The sequence below is a fragment of the Rouxiella sp. S1S-2 genome (assembly GCF_009208105.1).
In the GTDB taxonomy this organism is placed as follows: Bacteria; Pseudomonadota; Gammaproteobacteria; order Enterobacterales; family Enterobacteriaceae; genus Rouxiella.
The window spans coordinates 513,988-532,131 of record NZ_WFKL01000001.1 but is presented as its reverse complement, the minus strand read 5'-3'; the positions used below and the strand labels follow the sequence as shown (position 1 = coordinate 532,131).

Below are 18,144 nucleotides of genomic sequence, written 5' to 3'. Positions count from 1 at the left end.
TAAATTCCTCGATCCACCGGCTGCGATGTTTTCTTAATACTTTCAGTCATACTCGGGATAAAGCGCCTGAGACTTCATGCTGTTTGCAGGTCAGAACCGGTCAAACAAGAGGGAAAGCTTGGACTACCACTGCTCGCGCATCAGCTCACGTACCTTGGAAGAGCTGGCTCGGTTATCGGCACCCAGCCGATTCGACAGATAAACGCCCTGTAACGCGATTTCGCTGATTGACTCATCAACCACTGATTTCACCTTGGCAATCTCTGCCTCGGTGGGATTTTCAGGGTTACTGATATCCATTAACTGCGACAACAGTCCCAGCGTGGCATAATTTTCAATGTCATAAGCCATCGGTGGAACCTCGGCAGCCAGTTTTTCCAGCGCCTCAACGGAACGCAGCGTAATGCGAGCCGCAGACTCTTTGCCCATCGCATGGATCATTACGCCAGGATTATTGAAGGCAATCAATTTGTTAGCTTGATATCCGTGGGCCAGAAATGCCCCAGACATCGCCTTACCGACAATCAGGCCGACGATAGGATGCCCGGCCAGACGCGCTTTGGCATAAGCGCCCGCCGCACCGGCCAACGACTGATGAATACCAAACGCCTCTTCACGTCGCCCATAGGCCTGACTCGGCACGTCAATGATCGCCACAATCGCGCGTTTCACGGCTTTATCGGCATCTTGATCAATCACCTGACTCACCACTTTAGCCAAGGTCCAGCCCTCAAGCAGTCCGACTTCGCCCGCCGCCGCACGGGGATAACGATTTTCTGCATCCGGGATCACTGCGATATAGCGAACATCATGCTGTCCAAGCTTGCCATCGGCGGCTTTAACCGAGGCACAGAGTCCGCTGACATGGCGCGCTCCGGACGCCAGTTGAGTAAACCAATAGTTGCCACGGCTGAAAGTATGCTGAGAAGTGCTCATTATTTGCCCTCCTGGTTTGTGGCAAAATCATTAAACAGCGCCGTCGTCACCTCACGACTGGCCTGCTCAGAGGTGTCAAAGGTTGATAACCTAGACAAATAATAGTCATAATTATCAGAGCGATGATGAGATGGCACGCCCTTGTGAATAAATGACAGCATGCTGTTTTTTACCTCCTTCAGCGAATCGTCGACCAGCGCATCAACAAACCCGCTGGCATAGCGCACGTCGCCGCCGGTCATGCTCCAGATAAACGGCCTGTCGCGCGAATCGTATTCGGCGATCCCCGCTTCTTGTTCAATAACCTGCGGGCCGTTTAATCCCAGCCGCGCTTCACGGGTCACAATTAACCGGCTGCACAAGGCAGCGGCAATCGACATTCCGCCAAAACAGCCGACGGTGCCGGCGACAATACCTATCACCGGCGTATAGCGGCGCAAATCAACAATCGCGGCGTGAATGTCGGCGATGGCCGCCAGTCCGAGATTAGCCTCCTGCAGGCGCACGCCGCCGGTTTCCAGCAATAAAACCGCCTGCGTGGCAATACCATTGTGGTTGTCCTGTGCCGCCAGCTCCAGCGCCGAGGCCATTTTCGCGCCCGACACTTCGCCCATACTGCCGCCCTGGAATGCGCCTTCGATGGCAACAATTACCGCCGATTGGCCCTCAATGGTACCGCGTGCAACCACCATGCCGTCGTCGGCCTGTGGCACAATGCCCTGGCGTTCAAGCCACGGCGAAGCAACGCGCTGGAAGGGGTCGAGCAGCTCGCGAAAAGTGCCGTCATCGAGCAGCGCACGCGCTCGCTGACGGGCATTTAATTCTATAAAGCTTTGATCAACGGACATCGGATGCCTCCTCAAAAACTTGTTCGATGCGCAGCCTTGCGACGCCGGGCGTCGCGCCGAAGTCGTTGATATCCAACTGACCTGCGGGTAATTCACGCACGCCGGTCAGATGGTCAAAAAAGCGCTGCCACAGCGGCTGGCTGCCGTCTACCGAGGTTGCCACGCGAACCACCAGCGCATCGCCCAATGCGGGTTCATACAGCGCCTCGAGATCGCCAGACCCCACCACGCCCGCTTGAGCATGGCTTGGCAAACTTTTTTTTGCCGGATAGGTAAATTCAAAACGTTCCATAACACCTCTTAATAATCATGATGTTAAACCGTGAATAGGATGAACTTTCGCGCCGATACGGTCGATGAATAAGGTAGCGGCCAGCAGGTCTGCGGCACCGCCAGGCGAGACGTTATCCGCCAGCATCCTTCGCTCAAGGCGCATCAACCGCCTGCCGCCTGCCGCCGTTTGTACCCCACCGGCTTGCAGTACCGACGCCGCGCCCTTTTGCATCGCCACCAGCGCAGGCATACCGCCGCGCGACAGTACGCAGGTATCGGCCAGTGATGTCATCACGGCAAGTAGTGCATTAAGCTGGGCATGACTTTCACTCGCGCCCGCCTCGCGGCTGCGCTGAAGCTCGGGAAGTGCCAGACGAGTGACGTGGGGGAATCCGCTTTGTGCCTCCTCTTTTGCACCCGGCAGCCGGTAACGCTTGACCGCGCACGCGCCCTTACTGAAAGTTTTCGGGCTGAATACATCGGGCAAGCGGGCAAGCTCGGCGGCGCGTCGGGCAATATGCTCGGCCCCGTTGGCGGCTGGCTGCATCGCCACCGCGCTGACCAATAATCCCACGGCCCAAATGGCACCCCGGTGGGTGTTCACGCCGCCGGTTACTGCCATCATTTCCCGTTCACCCTCGCGGCCCAGTCGGCCGACTTCCTGGCGCAGGGCAATATCCGCCGAGCGTCGCCAACAGTGCTGAGCCAAAGCATGAAAGGTCGCCGTCAAGCTGTGAGCCGAATGCTCCATGAGTGCGAGCGTGAGATCACTATGGGAACCGGAGCCGCGGCTATCGACCAGCCCGGGTTTTGGGCTAAGCCGCGCTTCATCAAGCAACGCCTGCGTGGCACTTTCTGCCAGCGTGGCCGCCAGAATATCGCCCGGCCCGGCGTCGTTTAATGTCAGCGCCATGGTTACCAGCTCCGAAATTTTGCCGGTGGGTTATATAACCCGCCGGACCAGTCAACCAGCTCACTGACACTGCTGGCCGCCAACAGAGAGCGGGTCGCATCGGTGCGGCGGATGCCCATGTCTTCCGGGAACACCACCAGCTCCTGTTTTCGCAGCTCGGCCACGCGCTTAGCGTCGACACCCAGGCCGACGTCGGTGATACCCGCAACGGCGGCCACCATCGCCCGCCGCTCTTCCAGGGACTTGGCGCGGTGCAGATGCGCAATACCCTCTTCGGTAAGAACGTGAGTGACGTCATCGCCATAAATCATGACCGGCGCGAGCGGCATACCCGACTGTAATCCGACGTCAACCGCTTCGAGTTTCTCGACAAAAGTCGGTTTACCACCGGACTGAAAGGTCTCCACCATCTGCACCACCAGCTTGCGCCCGCGCTGCATCGGGTCTGGCTCTTCAATCATGTCCAGCCAGGCCGGTGTGGCGTGACGGCGACCGTGCGGATCGTGGCCCATATTAGGCGCACCGCCAAATCCTGCCAGCCGGCCTTTCGTCACCGTGGAAGAGTTGGCCAGCCCATCGACCTGTAGCGTCGAGCCGATAAACATATCGACTGCATACTGTCCAGCGAGCTGGCAGAAGGCGCGGTTGGATCGCATCGACCCGTCAGGGCCGGTAAAGAACACGTCGGGCCGCGCGGCAATATAGTCCTCCATGCCCAGCTCACCGCCAAAGCAGTGCACCGTTTCAACCCAGCCGCTTTCGATGGCAGGGATCAGCGTCGGATGCGGGTTCAGCGCCCAGTGTTTACAGATTTTTCCTTTTAAACCAAGCTGTTCACCATAAGTGGGCAACAACAGTTCGATGGCCGCGGTGTTAAAGCCGATACCGTGGTTTAGCGATTGCACCTGATGTTTGGCATAAATTCCTTTAATCGCCATCATGCCCATCAACACGTGAACCGGCTTTATTAGACGGGGATCGCGGGTAAACAGTGGTTCGATAAAGAAAGGTTTGTCGGCCACCACCACAAAATCAATCCACGCCCCGGGAATATCGACGCGCGGCAGATCGTTTTCATCGTCGACCAACTCATTGACCTGAGCAATGACCAGCCCATTTTTGAACGCCGTTGCTTCTACGAGCGCAGGGGTGTCTTCCGTACTTGGGCCGGTATAAAGGTTGCCTTTCCTGTCGGCCTTGAAGCCGGCAATCAGAGCAATATTGGGCACTAAATCAACAAACAGACGGGCATAAAGCTCGATGTAGGTATGAATAGCGCCGATTTCCATCAGCCCGTCTTCTAACAGCTGTGCGATGCGCAGGCTCTGCGGTCCAGAGAAGGCAAAATCCAGTTTATGGGCAATCCCGCGCTCAAACAGGTCGAGATGTTCTGCCCGACTGACGCTGGGCATAATCATATGTAAATCGTGTAATTTTTCGGGATTGGCCTTCGCCAGCATACGGGAAAGAAAATCGGCCTGTTTCTGATTATTGCCCTCCATCACTACACGATCACCGGGGGAAATAAGAGTTTCCAGAATCGCGGTCATTTGGTCTGTGGGTAAAACCTTGCCTTGAGCCACAGCCTGGACACTGTCAATACGCCGTTTTTTCTCGCTGCGGCGCGTGTCCCAGACCTTTGTCGTCTGTGAGTGTTGCTTCATGCCTAAAACCTCTGGGTTAAACCTGTTTAAAGACTGTATTCAGTCTAGAAATACCCGATCCCCCCATCAATCAAGGACCAGGGCTAATCGTTAGCCTAAGAGTAATAGTTGAAATATATCTTTATATTTCAGTGGATTGAAAATAAAGAAAGGAGAGGTGTCGCACAAAAAATCGGAAAGAAATGATAAAGTGCCTGACTTGAGGATAGGGGAAATATCAAAATTGACTGTTATTTATTCAAAAATTGTGGCAAAACGGGCGAATATAAAAAAAATAAGGCGAGCATGGGAGCGCTCGCCTACGTGGATTATTTAAACGCTTCGGCAGTCGCACTGATTTTGTTGTCATTATTCGCTTCAATAACAACGTAATATTTGCCGCCTTTTTCCTCAACCAGCTTATTGATGGCTTTTTTAGCATCCATCGGTGCCGTCTGCTCGTTATCAATAGAAACCGTGCCCAGGCTAGTGTAGTTATTTTTTTTTGCGTCTTCTCTGGTGATTTCCTGGGCTGCCATCGCACCCGCCGAGAACGTACCTAACAGCACAGCAGCAACAACCATTTTCTTGTAATTCATGACATTACCTCTTTTATGAGTGATTTATTTTAAAAGCAGTCAAGTCGCTTAACTCAGACTGTCTGCGTCGGTAGTGAACTTCCTGCTCAAATACCGCAATGTCTCCCAGAGACGCAGACCCTCGGTAATTCCCCTAAAAGGGCATTACCGAGCTTCTGACGTTACCTCCTTGAGTATTAATCACTCCTGAAAATTATCCATTAAAGAGGTCGTTACACGTTATTTAACATTCATTATGTGACGGCTAGCCCAGATTTTCGGCATTAAGAAAGCCGACTACTGCTGAGCAAAAAGCATCAGGGTGGGAAATGAAAGGCGCATGCGAAGCTTTCTCGATGATGACTGAATGTGATTCTGGCCATAGCGTATCGAGCAACGGAGCAATTTTTCGTGGCACCAGGCCGTCGAGCGCGCCATAGATGCGTAAAAAAGGCAGCGTGAGTGACTGCATCGGCTGCCGTAGATCCTGATGGTTGAGAATATCCAGCCCGCCGTTAAGCACCTCCACCGGCGGCATCGGCACATCCAGCACCATCGATTTCAACAATTTGGCGTCCTGCCGAGCGCTTTCGCTGCCCAGCGTTTGCAGTGCCAAAAAGCGTTCAACCGTGCGCTGAAAGTCTTCACTGAGCTGATGCTGAAAACCCTGCAAAACTTCGTGGCGAATGCCCGGCCAGAGCGGTGACGCAGAAGTATGCTTACCCTCCTGCTCGCCTTCAGCGGCAAAGCGCGGAGAAGAGGAAACCGTTATCAAGGCCTCAACGCGCATGGGTGCAACCAACGCGGCCTGACTGGCAACCAACCCGCCCAGAGACCAGCCCAGCCACACCGCTTTTTCCGGTGCCTGTGCTAAAACAATCTCCGTCATCTCAGACAGTGAAAGCGCCCCAAAACCCTGACTGCGGCCATAGCCCGGAAGATCAACCAAGTGCAGGCGAAAATGCGGCGCCCATCGCTGGGCAATGTAACGCCATACTTCGGCGTTCAGCCCCCATCCGTGAAGCAGCACAATATCGCGTGAACCTTCACCTAAAGTCTGCCAATAGAGGCGATTCATACTGTAGTGTCCTAAAAGGGAAAACATGAAGATTTAATAAAGGAATAGTCTACCTATTATGCTCACCATTGCCAGCCGGTGTTGGCTTTGCCAGCAGCCGCTACAGCTCGCCAGGCACGGAATTTGCAGCCTGTGTATCAAGCATTTACCGGCACTGCCCTGCTGTTGTCCGCGCTGTGGATTACCCGGTAGCAATGCACGATTGCCCTGCGGACGCTGTATTTTAAAGCCGCCGCTGTGGCAATCACTGATCTTTGCCAGCGTTTATCAGTTGCCCATCAGCACCCTGCTGCTGCGCTTTAAATTTTCGTCCACGCCAGAGCTGGCCGAACCTCTGGCGCGATTGCTGTTGCTGCAGTGGCTTGCTCGTTGGCGCACAGGCAGCGTGGCTCGGCCTGAGGTGCTGCTCAGCATTCCTTTGCATCTGCGTCGCTATCGTCATCGCGGTTACAATCAGTCCGAACTGCTGGCGCGTCCACTGGCTCGCTGGCTGGGCTGTGACTATCAGCCTTATGCGCTGGAAAGAGACCGCGCCACGGTGCCACAGCAGCAGCTTTCAGAACCCGAGAGAAAGCGCAATTTACGGCAGGCTTTCAGCTGCAATTCCGCGCTGACAGGAAAACATGTTGCACTGATTGATGACGTAGTCACCACCGGCAGCACAATTAGCGAAGTCAGTAAGCTTCTGAATAAAAACGATATTGCCTCATTACAAATTTGGTGTATTTGCCGCACCTTGTAGTCAGTCTGTTAAAGGGCGTATTATAACCAACTGGAGTAGTCAACTATTGAGCCAATGTTATGATCATTATTACCGATGCTGCCCAAGAGCACTTTGCCAAACTTTTGGCGAACCAGGAAGAAGGCACCCAGATCCGCGTATTTGTGATTAACCCAGGTACGCCAACTGCTGAATGTGGTGTTTCTTACTGCCCACCCGACGCCGTGGAAGCCACGGATACAGAACTGAAATTTGAAAAGCTGTCGGCCTACATCGACGAGCTTAGCGCACCGTATTTGCATGAAGCAGAGATCGACTTTGTTACCGATCAGCTCGGCTCACAGCTTACGCTGAAAGCGCCGAACGCAAAAATGCGCAAAGTCTCTGACGATGCGCCGCTGATGGAGCGTGTTGAGTATTTGCTGCAGGCGCAGATTAACCCGCAGCTAGCCAGCCACGGTGGCCGTGTTTCACTGATGGAAATTACCGACGAGGGTCTGGCGATTCTGCAGTTCGGCGGCGGCTGTAATGGCTGTTCAATGATTGATGTCACGCTGAAAGACGGCATCGAGAAAGAACTGTTGCAGGCATTCCCTGAGCTGAAAGGCGTTCGCGACCTGACAGAACATCAGCGCGGCGAGCACTCGTTCTACTAATCTAGTCTATCCCCCACGGCAAAAGTGGGGGATGCTATCAACTATCCTCCCTCTTTCTTCTTTCGTTCAAATCCTTTAGTAACCGATCAATTCTCTGATTTTTAAACATCGCCTCAAGCGGCGTTGTCAGCTTGCGCTGCCAGTTGGGATATTCACTGTTGGTGCCCGGTACATTAACCGGCGTACTCATATCCAGCCAGTCCTCCGGCTGCAGGCCAAGCAAAGCGCTGGCGCTGTCGGCCAAATAACGCTGCAACCCGAGGTTGAGTGTTTCGCTCATTTCCATCGATTCAGCGCGTGTACTCAAGCTTTTGGGCACACAGTGATGCCGATGCAACGCATCGAGCAGCGCCTGACGAGTCAGTGCTCGCTCCCTGCGCAGGTGGGCCAATATCTCTGCATCGGGATAAATACCCAGCTTCTCGCCCAGCGTTAAATCATCCCCCTGCCAATAACCGCGCAGGGTCGGCAGGTCGTGGGTGGTCACCGTTGCCATTGCCTGCGCCACATAGTCCTGGGGGGCACGATAGATCAGCTGCTTGTCATGTTCGAAATACAGCACTTTATAAGAATAAATTCCGCTTTCACGCAGACTGGCGACAATCTCTTTAGGCACCGTGCCCAAGTCCTCACCAATCACCATGCACTGATGCCGCTGGCTCTCCAACGCCAGCACGGCGAGCAGGTCGTTTAGCGGATAACTGACGTAGGCACCAAAACCAGCGTGCTGGTCTTTTGGTATCCACCACAGCCGCAGCAGGCCCATGACGTGGTCGATACGCAGCGCGCCGCAGTCGGCCATATTACTGCGCAATAAATCGATAAATGGCTGATAGGCACGCGCCTTCATCACATTGGGATCGAGGGGCGGTAATCCCCAATTCTGCCCCTGAGGACCTAAAATGTCCGGCGGTGCACCAACGGTGGCCCCCATGCAATAAAGCGAGCGATTGCACCAGGTTTCTGCGCCACCCTCCGCCACGCCTACCGCTAAATCACGGTACAGGCCGATGGGCATTTCAAGTCCAACGCTGGTCTGATAACACTCGGCAAACTGGCAGTGTGCCAGCCACTGTAGCCAAAGAAAGAATGCCACCTCGTCGTGATAACGTTCGCAGAATTCTGCCACTTCAGCACTCTGCGGGTCCTGATAAGGCGCAGGCCACGCGGGCCATCCCCACAAGCCTTGCTCCGTCTCGCTTAGGTGTGTATGCAGCGCATCGAACACCGCCTGTTGGCGCAGGCTTTCCCCGCCCAGCAGCACAAAGTCGCGAAAATCACGTTTTCGCTGTCCCGCTTCGGCAAGAATTTGAAACTTACGCCACGCCAACTTAAGCCCTGTGATTTTCAGCGCCATCACGCCCGGATAATCGACATAGTCAACGCTGCGCGCCTTATCCAGCGCGGCGCGAGTCTCAGCGCTTTGCCACCAACTCTGCGCCTGTTGGCAACCGGTAAACTCCTCAACGGCGTTAACGTCAATATAAGTTACATTTAACCAACGGCGCGACGAAGGGCTGTAAGGGCTGGCGCTTGACGGATTTGCAGGATAGAGCGCATGAATCGGATTCAGCCCCACGAAGGCACCCCCGCGCGTTCCCAACTGTTCAATCATCTGCTTTAAATCGCCAAAATCCCCCACGCCCCAGTTATTTTCTGAACGCAGGGTGTAAAGCTGCACGCAGGCGCCCCAGAGTTTTTCACCGTTAACCAACGCTTCGGGTTCAAAACAGCGCGATGGGGCAACAATAGTCCGACATGACCACTGCTGCCGTTGCCAGGTGAGTGTCAGTTGGTGATAACCGAGCACTGTGTCACGGCTCAGCTCCAGAGGTTCACCAAAAGTGCCCTCGCCCACGGAGATGTCGCCGTTTTCCAGCGTCAGTTGCCACTGATATTGCCCCTCGCCCTGCGGGATAAAGCTCAGCCTCTCACCGGCCAGAAACACTTTAACCAACGGCAACGGACCCGTTTCCGGCTCCTGCTCATCTCGCCCCATCGCCTCAAGCAGCGCCTGTTGGGTGTGGGACGAAACGGTTTGCACCTCGTCCAGCATATTGATAAAGCTGTCTAAAATTCCTGCCCGCTTTGCTGCCTGTTCGAGTTCCTCGCCCTGCATGGCTGCTCCTTAACGTTTAGCCTGCCAAATACGCTGCTGATAATCACGAATTGAACGGTCAGCGCTAAACATACCAACTCGGGCGGTATTAAGCAGCGTGCGTCGAGTCCATTCATCACGGTCGCGATAGAGCGTGTCGACCTTTTCCTGTGCCTGACAGTATTGAGCAAAATCGGCCAGAACCAGATAGGGATCACCGCCGTCGAGCAGACTGTCGAGCAGTTGATCAAAGGCTTTTTTATCGCCGTCGCTGTAAAACCCGCTGGCCAGCTCGTCGAGCACTGCCTTGAGATGCTTATCTTTTTTGACCAGCGCCTTCGGTTTATAACCTTTTTTCAGCAGCGCTTTAACTTCATCGACGGTGTTGCCAAAGATAAAGATATTGTCGTCACCGACTTGCTCGGCGATTTCAACGTTGGCGCCGTCGAGCGTCCCCACGGTCAGCGCACCGTTTAGCGCAAGCTTCATATTGCCGGTGCCCGAAGCCTCTTTACCGGCGGTGGATATCTGCTCCGATACGTCCGCCGCCGGGATCATCATCTCGGCTACCGATACGTTGTAATCTGGGATGAATACGACTTTGATCCTGTCGGCCACCAGCGGATCGTTGTTGATTTTCTCGGCTACCTGATTGATCGCATAGATAATATTTTTAGCAAGATAGTAGCCGGGGGCCGCTTTCGCGCCGAAAAGGAAAACTCTTGGCACGATGTCGAGTTTGGGGTTGGCGCGAATCTGCTGATAAAGGTAAACGATATGCAGCAAGTTCAGATGCTGACGTTTGTACTCGTGCAGACGTTTGATTTGCACATCAAAAATCGCGTCCGGATTGAGCACAATCCCCATTCGCTGTTTAATGTAGTCAGCAAGGCGCACTTTGTTGTCGTGCTTTATTTGGCGGTAGCGTTTACAGAATTTTTTGTCTTTAACGCTGGCTTCCAACCCCTTCAGGGCATCTAAATCGGTGACCCACTCAGTCTTCAGCGTATCGTCAATCAGGGCTGAAAGTGCCGGATTACACTGCTTAAGCCAGCGCCTTGGCGTGATGCCGTTGGTAACATTGTGGAATTTTTCCGGCCACAGTTCGTGGTACTCGGGAAACAGGTCTTTCACCACCAAATCGGAGTGCAGCGCCGCCACGCCGTTGACTGCAAAACCCGCCACCACACACAGGTTGGCCATTCTGACCCGTTTGTCGTAATGCACAGCAAGCTTGGCCCACACTGCCTCGTCACCCGGCCAGTGCTTGTCGACCAGTTTCTTAAAGTTGGTATTGATCTGTTTAATAATCGCAAAATGGCGCGGCAGCAGGCTGCGCACCAGTTTTTCATCCCAGGTTTCCAGCGCTTCGGGCATCAACGTATGGTTGGTGTAGGCGAAGGTGCGGCAGGTAATGTGCCAGGCATCGTCCCAGCTCATCTGGTGTTCGTCGATAAGCACGCGCAGCATCTCGGGAATGCCGATGGTCGGGTGGGTATCGTTAAGCTGAATCACTTCATAGTCAGGCAGCTCGCGGATTTTACGTCCGAGGAAATGATGGCGACGCAGAATATCCGCCACCGAACAGGCACATTGGAAATATTGCTGCATCAACCTCAGGCGCTTACCTTCCTCATGGTTATCATTGGGATACAGCACCTTGGTTAGCTTCGCTGCGTCAATTCCCTGCTGCTCGGCCTGCAAAAACTTACCGTCGTTAAACTTCTCAAGATCGAAAGGATGAACGTGGGTGGCTTCCCACAGCCGCAGCGGCTGCGACACACCGTTGTTATAGCCAATAACTGGCAAGTCCCACGCCTCGCCGCGCAGGATAAAATCAGGCTTCCAGTAAGATTTTCCGCCTTCGCCTTTGAAAATTTTACCGCCAACGCCGACGTCTACCGCCAGCGCACTGTTGTGCCTGAACCAAGGGTAGGCATTGCGGTGCCAGTCATCGGGGGCTTCGTGCTGCTTACCGTTGACAAAGCTCTGGCGGAACAGACCATACTGATAGTTAAGGCCGTAGCCTATCGCCGGCTGTCCCACTGAAGCCATGGCATCAAGATAACAGGCCGCCAGCCTGCCCAAACCGCCGTTGCCCAGCGCAGGGTCGACCTCTTCTTCGAGCAGATTGGCCAAATTGATATCAAACGGTGCCAGCGCTTTGGCCACCTTGTCGTACCAGCCTAAATTAATCAGGTTATTGCCGGTCAGACGTCCCACCAGAAATTCCATCGAAATGTAGTTAACGTGGCGCTTAACTTTGCTGCGGCCTTTGCCGCTGTCAGGACGCGGCGGTAGCTGTTCAGCCACTGCGGCACTCACCGCGTGCCACCACTGGTGCTGAGTCATATCCTCGGCGGAGGTCAGTCCGAATGCTTGCCACTGGCGGGTCAATGCCGCCAAAAAACTGTCCTGCTTAAAAGTCGGTTTCGGCATAGGGCAATCTCTATCCTTAGGTGATAAAGCTGGGAAAGTATGCAGTCCGCGACGTGCCGGGAGCCGTACGTCAGAGACTTTTAGTGAAAAATGTGATGTGCGACACCTATATGTATAAACCCATTATCAGAACTTTGCTCATCCATTGAACGGCTAAAAGTCGTGATTTCGCCTTGGCTTAACGAAATCTCATCCCTTAAAAAGCTGAGTTTTTCATGATTTTTCGCATAGTCGGTGGACTTTTACATAAAGACCTTACACATCATCTGGTCTTGAACAGCAAAGAATTGGTTACAATAGAATTGAATATTTTTAACCGTCAGTTTTGGTCATTACGAGGCAAGAAGCAGCATGGAACAGTTTGAAGCAATCAGCGTTGAGCAGGCCCATACCCGCCTGAAAGAAGGCAATGCGGTAATGGTTGATATCCGCGACATTCAGAGCTTTAACACTGCTCATGCTCTCGGTGCGTTTCACTTAAGCAATGAGAGCATCAGCGCATTCATGCAGCAGACTGAAACCACCCAGCCGGTGCTGGTGATGTGCTACCACGGCATCAGCAGCCGCAGTGCCGCACAGTATCTGTTAACGCAGGGATTTGACTCGGTATACAGTGTAGACGGCGGCTTTGAAGCCTGGTCAAAAACCTTCCCGCAGGACGTCCAGTCCTAAGAACACAACTGAATTTCACTCACCGGGCCAGTTCATTGACATAACTCGCGGTGAGTGAATCTGCGTTAAAACACTAACTCTTTTCTCTCGGCAGCTCGGGCTTTGCTCTTTTTCTTCAACTTAAGGAAGTGAACCTCGAACAAGTAGAAGGACAGCGTGGAGACGACATAGGCTGCCAACATCGCAAGAGCGTAATACATCAGGTTGTGATTGCCCATTCCCAGCTTCTTGAATATGAGTGTAATGGCGTAGAAACAGGCAAGATGCCACATATAAAGGCCGTAGCTAATCTTCCCCGTGTAGACCAGAAAGCGGCTTTTCAAGACTTGCTTCAACGGATTTACCGTCGCCTCCTTATCCCATTTGTAGACAAAGAAAATCAGCGCACTGAAAACCATCGCCAGAGAAGTTGCAAGGTAGCCACACTTGCCCACCCAGCCTGACGGCAGCCAAAATGCGTCAAAGCCGGTAGTCACAATGGCATAGTAAGAGACAGCAATACCGGCCACCAACAGGCCCACGGCGACCGAAGCGGCATGCTTATGGTCTTTTATTTTTGCGAACAGCGCGCCCAAAATTAGCCCATCGGTGCAACTTAGCACTGTCGCATTGAACATGTAGGGATTGTCACCAGAAGCATGGTAAATGAAGCTCCGCGCCCAGACTGAAAAAATAATGAAGACGATGAATACTTTCACCATGGTCTTCTCTTTCAAAAAGAAAATAACCAGCGGCCATAACCAATAAAACTGTTCTTCTGCTGCCAGTGACCAGGTTTGGATAACAAACCCCGGCGTCGTGCCGGTTAAGCCGATATATATATTCTGCAGATAAAGAACAAACCACAGATAACCGTCAGAGGAGTGACCGGTGGCCTTGAGGTAAAGGTAGTTGATTAACAAGTAAGCATAGAATAGAGGGAATATTCTCAGCAGCCTGTTATAGAGAAAGCTGCCCAGGTACTCTTTAAAAGGTCGTTTTTTTTGCTCGAGCAAAATACCTGTTATTAAAAATCCCGACAGGCAAAAGAATAGCGGAACGCCAGCCCAACCCAGAGAAAAACCCGGAATTTCAAGATGAAAAAACATAACGATAAGCACGGCAATACCACGAACGCCGTCGAGTGCACGAATATGCTGCATGACCATTACTCTTTGATTAATATGAAGATTAATGTCAAAATGAGAGCATATAGCATAATGTTAATTTACGCAAACTTTACATAGAACTAAAAACTCATAATTTTATTCGCTACGCGCATGTGTTACTACGCATTTACAGTTTTAATTGATAATTATAAATACCCGCTTAAAATACCTCCACTCTTAATAGGTATTTAGGTAAGCAATGGGTATTTCCGCCTTATTCATAAGCATAAAAAAGGAGCGGATTTTTTTAAAACAATACATTTCTTACATCACACATTATTTGTCAAATTATTTTTATCTATTTGTGATCTGAGTTTATTAATCCAGCAAAAACTCCGTAGGGTTTACATCACCAATTTAATCATCGAATTAATTCAGTCTACGAAATATAAAAACGTGATTCTTTCAGTAGCGGTAGCCCGTCGATTCGCCAGGTAAAATGAAACACTCCTCCTCATCAGGTTTTGTCAGGATCATCGGACACATTAATAGTCATTTATCTGGCATACAGCGAAGATTGCTGACGTTATAATCAATTGTTCTTTGTCAGGGGTGAAAGCTCACCTTTGCACTCGCGTTAATGTATAATATTCATTCAAAATCAGAAGATTACAGGATCAGCGGAACAATATGACAAGAGTTTTCAGCCTGACAAACCCCCGTATCGCACAGGCGTTTGTCGATTATATGGCAACGCGTGGCGTTCAGTTGCAGGTGAAGCAAGACGGACAAGAAGTCCAAATCTGGCTTGAGGATGAATCTCGGCTGGAGGAAGTTGAAGCCGAACTGGCAATCTTTATAAAAGATCCTTTAAATTCCCGCTATCAGGCCGCGAGTTGGAGTGCAGGGAATACCCAAACCAAACTCACCTACGAGCACTACTCATACTGGCAGAGAATTCGCAGCCAGGCCGGTCCACTGACGATGGCGGTGATGGTCATCTGCATCGTGGTCTACATTATTCAGCAAATTTACGGCGACCAGCTGGTGATGCAGTGGCTGGCCTGGCCGGTTGACAGCAGTCAGTACGTTGAGCTTTGGCGTTGGTTCACCCCGGCCTTCCTGCATTTTTCACTGATGCACATTCTGTTTAATGTGATGTGGTGGTGGTATTTGGGCGGCCCGGTTGAAAAACGCCTCGGCAGCGGCAAACTGTTTACTATCGCACTAATTTCGGCATTGCTTAGCGGCTGGGGACAGTCTATTTTCAGCGGTATATATTTCGGGGGTCTGTCGGGCGTAGTCTATGCGCTGATGGGCTATGTGTGGCTTACGGGCGAACTCAAACCTGAAAGCCAGCTCTCCCTGCCGCGAGGTTTGATGGTTTTCGCTATCGCCTGGCTGGTGCTGGGTTACTTTAATGTGATGGGCCTCGCAATCGCCAACGCCGCACATGTGTTTGGTTTGGTGGTGGGTCTTATCATGGCTTTTTGCGATACGCGTGCGCCACGCATGAAACGCAGCTAGGGGATTTAGGTGAAACAAACACAACGTCATGACGCCATTGTCGAGCTGGTGCGTCAGCAAAGTTATGTCAGTACCGAAGAGCTGGTTGAGCATTTTGCCGTCAGCCCGCAAACGATTCGGCGCGACCTCAATGATTTGGCCGAACAGAACAAGATTCATCGTCATCACGGCGGTGCGGCACTGCCTTCGAGTTCGGTCAACGCCGCCTATAATGACCGCAAGGTGATGTGGTCTGATCAAAAGGCGCGCATTGCCGCCCGGGTGGCAAGCCAGATACCCGATGGTTCAACACTGTTTATCGATATCGGCACTACGCCGGAAGCGGTCGCCCACGCGCTGATTAATCATCGTGACCTGCGAATCGTCACTAATAACCTCAATGTGGCAACCTTACTGACCTCTAAAGAGGACTTCCGCATTCTGTTGGCCGGGGGCGAAGTACGCAGCCGCGACGGCGGCATCATGGGCGAAGCCACGCTCGATTTTATCTCTCAGTTCCGCCTCGATTACGGCATTTTAGGGATAAGCGGGATTGATATGGACGGCTCGCTGCTCGAGTTTGACTATCATGAAGCGCGCATCAAACGCGCGATTATCGAGAACTCGCGCAATGTGATGTTGGTAACCGACCATTCCAAGTTTGGGCGTAACGCGATGGTTAACCTCGGAAATATGAGTCTTATCGACTATATGTTTACCGATCAGAAGCCACCGGAAAGCGTGATGGCGCTGATTAACAAGTACGAAGTTCAGTTAGAACTCTGCTAATTAGCATAGATAAATGCCGGGAAGTGCCTCACGACTTCCCGGCCACACCCGTCTAATTCCTTCTATTATTCCGCTTTCATTGTTGTTCGCTTAACCTCCTTTGATGCCCCTAAAACGCGCAATAACGAAAAGCCGGATGAAATTTTCATCATTCTGTCATCCCTTCCCGTTAAATCTAGGTAAAAATGTTACCTACATCACGCATGAATGTTTTTATTTGGTTAACTCTTGGCTTGTTTGTTGGTTATCGATTACAATAATGAGCGAAAACGAACATTAAAGAGCTATAACGAACATCTGGAGGAAGATGACGTGGAAACCAAAGACTTGATCGTAATTGGTGGCGGTATAAACGGTACCGGTATCGCTGCGGATGCGGCGGGCCGCGGGCTATCCGTTCTGCTGCTTGAAGCGCAAGACTTGGCCTGCGCAACCTCCTCGGCCAGTACAAAACTGATCCACGGCGGCTTGCGCTATCTGGAACACTACGAGTTTCGTTTGGTAAGCGAAGCACTGGCCGAACGTGAAGTTCTGCTCAAACTGGCACCACATATTGCCTTCCCTATGCGTTTTCGTCTGCCGCACCAGCCACACTTGCGTCCGGCCTGGATGATCCGCATTGGTCTGTTTATGTACGACCATCTGGGTAAACGTACCAGCCTGCCGGGCAGTGAAGGCCTGAAATTTGGCCAGAATTCGGTGTTGAAGCCGGAAATCACCCGTGGATTCGAATATTCTGACTGTTGGGTAGACGATGCACGTTTAGTCGTGCTTAACGCTCAAGAAGTCGAAGAACGGGGCGGCGAAGTTCGAACCCGCACTCGTGTGAATCGCGCATGGCGTGAAAACAACCTGTGGATAGTTGAAGCTCAGGATATTGATACCGGTAAAACCCATACCTTCCGTGCCAAAGGCCTGGTAAACGCGGCGGGTCCGTGGGTAAAACAGCTGTTCGACGACGGCCTGAAGCTGAAATCACCGTACGGTATTCGCCTGATTAAAGGCAGCCATATTGTGGTTCCACGCGTTCACAGTGAGCCACAATCTTACATTCTTCAAAACGAAGACAATCGTATCGCCTTCGTTATCCCGTGGATGGACGAGTTTTCTATTATTGGTACTACCGACGTGGAGTATCATGGCGACCCGAAAAACGTAGAAATCGACGACGACGAAATTAATTATCTGTTAAAAATCTATAACAGCTATTTCAAGAAACAGCTGACGCGCGAAGACATTGTCTGGACCTATTCAGGCGTGCGCCCACTGTGTGACGATGAGTCGGACTCGGCACAGAAAATCACCCGCGATTACACCCTGGACGTTCACGATGACCACGGTAAAGCGCCGCTGCTGTCTATTTTCGGCGGCAAGCTGACCACTTATCGTAAGCTCGCCGAGCACGCTATGGAGAAACTGTCGAAGTACTATCCTAACGCGGGTCCGGCGTGGACCAAAAACGGCCTGCTGCCGGGGGGTAACATCGGTGAGGGCAGAGAGAGCTATGCGGCAGAATTGCGCCGTCGCCACGGCTGGTTGCCTGAATCGCTGGCCCGCCGATACACCCACACCTACGGCAGTCAGAGTGAAATTATTCTCGCCGACGCGACCGGCCTTGATTCATTGGGTGAAAACTTTGGCCATGATTTCTACGAGGCAGAGTTGCGCTATCTGGTTGAAAAAGAGTGGGTCGTCGAGCTTGATGATGCAATTTGGCGCCGTACCAAGCTGGGTATGTGGCTAACCAAACCGCAGCAGGCGCGGGTGGCCGAATGGTTGAAGCAGCACGCTCAGCAGCGTAAAGGGCTGTCGCTGGCGTCTTAAGTTCTTCATCGCTTGTGCCCCCTAACCCTCCCCCTAACGGGGAGGGGATCATATTAGAAACTCCACACCAAAAGTTTGGGGC

Annotated in this window: 16 protein-coding genes; 6 read left to right on the top strand and 10 right to left on the bottom strand. The window is 52.3% G+C overall.

Annotated features, from left to right (window positions below; genetic code table 11):
• Window positions 1–123: 123 nt before the first annotated feature.
• From mdcE to bioH, 7 genes are all read right to left on the bottom strand, one after another.
• On the bottom strand, window positions 124–936 hold the full coding sequence (gene mdcE, locus GA565_RS02420; protein WP_152197235.1) for a biotin-independent malonate decarboxylase subunit gamma: 813 nt from the start codon (window positions 934–936) through the stop codon (window positions 124–126).
• On the bottom strand, window positions 936–1,784 hold the full coding sequence (locus GA565_RS02415; RefSeq protein WP_152197234.1) for a biotin-independent malonate decarboxylase subunit beta: 849 nt from the start codon (window positions 1,782–1,784) through the stop codon (window positions 936–938). Before GA565_RS02415 ends, mdcE begins: the two co-directional genes overlap by 1 nt.
• The gene (gene mdcC / locus GA565_RS02410; RefSeq protein ID WP_152197233.1) at window positions 1,774–2,076 is read right to left on the bottom strand and encodes a malonate decarboxylase acyl carrier protein; all 303 of its coding nucleotides are present in this window, start codon (window positions 2,074–2,076) and stop codon (window positions 1,774–1,776) included. The genes GA565_RS02415 and mdcC overlap by 11 nt, the downstream gene beginning before the upstream one ends.
• Window positions 2,077–2,091: 15 nt before the next feature.
• Entirely contained in the window at window positions 2,092–2,970 is an 879-nt protein-coding gene (locus tag GA565_RS02405) for a triphosphoribosyl-dephospho-CoA synthase (protein ID WP_152197232.1), read from the bottom strand.
• A gap of 2 nt (window positions 2,971–2,972) precedes the next feature.
• Window positions 2,973–4,634, bottom strand: coding sequence for a malonate decarboxylase subunit alpha (mdcA, locus tag GA565_RS02400; RefSeq protein WP_152197231.1), 1,662 nt, complete (start codon window positions 4,632–4,634; stop codon window positions 2,973–2,975).
• Window positions 4,635–4,942: 308 nt separating this feature from the next.
• On the bottom strand, window positions 4,943–5,212 hold the full coding sequence (locus GA565_RS02395; RefSeq protein WP_152197230.1) for a YdgH/BhsA/McbA-like domain containing protein: 270 nt from the start codon (window positions 5,210–5,212) through the stop codon (window positions 4,943–4,945).
• Window positions 5,213–5,456: 244 nt separating this feature from the next.
• On the bottom strand, window positions 5,457–6,269 hold the full coding sequence (gene bioH / locus GA565_RS02390; RefSeq protein WP_152197229.1) for a pimeloyl-ACP methyl ester esterase BioH: 813 nt from the start codon (window positions 6,267–6,269) through the stop codon (window positions 5,457–5,459).
• A gap of 58 nt (window positions 6,270–6,327) precedes the next feature.
• On the opposite strand from bioH, the gene gntX reads away from it, so the two are divergent.
• Together gntX and nfuA are read left to right on the top strand one after the other, a co-directional pair.
• On the top strand, window positions 6,328–7,011 hold the full coding sequence (gene gntX / locus GA565_RS02385) for a DNA utilization protein GntX (RefSeq protein WP_152197228.1): 684 nt from the start codon (window positions 6,328–6,330) through the stop codon (window positions 7,009–7,011).
• 59 nt (window positions 7,012–7,070) lie between these two features.
• Complete coding sequence (nfuA, locus tag GA565_RS02380) at window positions 7,071–7,646, top strand: Fe-S biogenesis protein NfuA (RefSeq protein ID WP_055776027.1); 576 nt, start codon at window positions 7,071–7,073, stop codon at window positions 7,644–7,646.
• A 37-nt stretch (window positions 7,647–7,683) separates the two neighbouring features.
• On the opposite strand, the gene malQ is transcribed toward nfuA, so the two are convergent.
• Window positions 7,684–9,765, bottom strand: coding sequence for a 4-alpha-glucanotransferase (gene malQ, locus GA565_RS02375; protein ID WP_152197227.1), 2,082 nt, complete (start codon window positions 9,763–9,765; stop codon window positions 7,684–7,686).
• Window positions 9,766–9,774: 9 nt separating this feature from the next.
• Window positions 9,775–12,183, bottom strand: a complete 2,409-nt coding sequence (gene malP / locus GA565_RS02370; protein ID WP_152197226.1) for a maltodextrin phosphorylase — start codon at window positions 12,181–12,183, stop codon at window positions 9,775–9,777.
• 351 nt (window positions 12,184–12,534) lie between these two features.
• On the opposite strand from malP, the gene glpE reads away from it, so the two are divergent.
• Window positions 12,535–12,855 carry a thiosulfate sulfurtransferase GlpE gene (gene glpE, locus GA565_RS02365; protein WP_152197225.1) on the top strand — a complete coding sequence of 107 codons (321 nt, stop codon included), beginning with the start codon at window positions 12,535–12,537 and terminating at the stop codon, window positions 12,853–12,855.
• A gap of 65 nt (window positions 12,856–12,920) precedes the next feature.
• On the opposite strand, the gene GA565_RS02360 is transcribed toward glpE, so the two are convergent.
• A complete protein-coding gene (locus GA565_RS02360; protein ID WP_193311866.1) occupies window positions 12,921–13,997 on the bottom strand; it encodes an acyltransferase in 1,077 nt (358 codons plus the stop codon).
• A 636-nt stretch (window positions 13,998–14,633) separates the two neighbouring features.
• On the opposite strand from GA565_RS02360, the gene glpG reads away from it, so the two are divergent.
• The 3 genes from glpG to glpD all read left to right on the top strand — a co-directional run bounded on the left by glpG (window position 14,634) and on the right by glpD (window position 18,062).
• Window positions 14,634–15,470 carry a rhomboid family intramembrane serine protease GlpG gene (glpG, locus tag GA565_RS02355; protein WP_152197223.1) on the top strand — a complete coding sequence of 279 codons (837 nt, stop codon included), beginning with the start codon at window positions 14,634–14,636 and terminating at the stop codon, window positions 15,468–15,470.
• A 9-nt stretch (window positions 15,471–15,479) separates the two neighbouring features.
• Window positions 15,480–16,238, top strand: a complete 759-nt coding sequence (locus GA565_RS02350; RefSeq protein WP_055776011.1) for a DeoR/GlpR family transcriptional regulator — start codon at window positions 15,480–15,482, stop codon at window positions 16,236–16,238.
• A gap of 312 nt (window positions 16,239–16,550) precedes the next feature.
• Window positions 16,551–18,062, top strand: a complete 1,512-nt coding sequence (gene glpD / locus GA565_RS02345) for a glycerol-3-phosphate dehydrogenase (protein ID WP_152197222.1) — start codon at window positions 16,551–16,553, stop codon at window positions 18,060–18,062.
• The last annotated feature ends 82 nt before the right edge of the window (window positions 18,063–18,144 follow it).

What these genes read in the sequence shown, in the direction of transcription:
- nfuA (WP_055776027.1), top strand. Translation starts at nt 7,071, where the DNA reads ATGATCATTATTACCGATGCTGCCCAAGAGCACTTTGCCAAACTTTTG.
- GA565_RS02395 (WP_152197230.1), bottom strand. Translation starts at nt 5,212, where the DNA reads ATGAATTACAAGAAAATGGTTGTTGCTGCTGTGCTGTTAGGTACGTTC.
- mdcE (WP_152197235.1), bottom strand. Translation starts at nt 936, where the DNA reads ATGAGCACTTCTCAGCATACTTTCAGCCGTGGCAACTATTGGTTTACT.
- malQ (WP_152197227.1), bottom strand. Translation starts at nt 9,765, where the DNA reads ATGCAGGGCGAGGAACTCGAACAGGCAGCAAAGCGGGCAGGAATTTTA.
- mdcC (WP_152197233.1), bottom strand. Translation starts at nt 2,076, where the DNA reads ATGGAACGTTTTGAATTTACCTATCCGGCAAAAAAAAGTTTGCCAAGC.
- glpG (WP_152197223.1), top strand. Translation starts at nt 14,634, where the DNA reads ATGACAAGAGTTTTCAGCCTGACAAACCCCCGTATCGCACAGGCGTTT.
- GA565_RS02360 (WP_193311866.1), bottom strand. Translation starts at nt 13,997, where the DNA reads ATGCAGCATATTCGTGCACTCGACGGCGTTCGTGGTATTGCCGTGCTT.
- glpE (WP_152197225.1), top strand. Translation starts at nt 12,535, where the DNA reads ATGGAACAGTTTGAAGCAATCAGCGTTGAGCAGGCCCATACCCGCCTG.
- bioH (WP_152197229.1), bottom strand. Translation starts at nt 6,269, where the DNA reads ATGAATCGCCTCTATTGGCAGACTTTAGGTGAAGGTTCACGCGATATT.
- mdcA (WP_152197231.1), bottom strand. Translation starts at nt 4,634, where the DNA reads ATGAAGCAACACTCACAGACGACAAAGGTCTGGGACACGCGCCGCAGC.
- GA565_RS02415 (WP_152197234.1), bottom strand. Translation starts at nt 1,784, where the DNA reads ATGTCCGTTGATCAAAGCTTTATAGAATTAAATGCCCGTCAGCGAGCG.
- GA565_RS02405 (WP_152197232.1), bottom strand. Translation starts at nt 2,970, where the DNA reads ATGGCGCTGACATTAAACGACGCCGGGCCGGGCGATATTCTGGCGGCC.
- malP (WP_152197226.1), bottom strand. Translation starts at nt 12,183, where the DNA reads ATGCCGAAACCGACTTTTAAGCAGGACAGTTTTTTGGCGGCATTGACC.
- gntX (WP_152197228.1), top strand. Translation starts at nt 6,328, where the DNA reads ATGCTCACCATTGCCAGCCGGTGTTGGCTTTGCCAGCAGCCGCTACAG.